Here is a 433-nt window from a genome sequence, read left to right as displayed (position 1 = left end):
GATATAGGTGCGGATATAAGACGAATAAAACAACGTAGAAGGCGTGCCGTCGAACAATTGAGGAAAGGAACCTCTTACAATTTCGTTAAATGTTGTTAGCGTTGACCACATCGCCATTTTGGTTTGCAGAGGGATTTCGGGAATAAAGGAAGGCCGCGTTACGTCTTTTAATTTTTCGCTTTGGGAGAACCCTTGCAAATCCAGAATAGCCGCGCGGCCGACAAGAATCTCTGAAATATTTTTCATTAAATGAAAAACCTGCGAACCGGTCAGCCAAAATGGTCCATTCTTTTTTGATTTATCCACGATAAATTTTATATAAGGAAACAAATTAGGCGCTTTTTTCGCCTCATCAATTAATAGGGGCGGAGGAAATCTTTCACAAAAGTGAGACGGGTCTTCTTGCGCTCTCGTAAGCATTTCCACACCACCA

General features: G+C 41.8%; 1 protein-coding gene. It reads right to left on the bottom strand.

What is annotated here, in order from left to right; all coding sequences use genetic code 11:
• A partial coding sequence (locus tag ACYVRA_RS09180; protein WP_461252399.1) for an AAA family ATPase occupies positions 1 to 420 on the bottom strand: 420 nt, incomplete at its 3' end.
• Positions 421 to 433 lie beyond the last annotated feature (13 nt).

This window comes from Treponema sp. R8-4-B8 (assembly GCF_054786175.1).
This window is presented reverse-complemented; position numbering and strand designations above follow the sequence as displayed.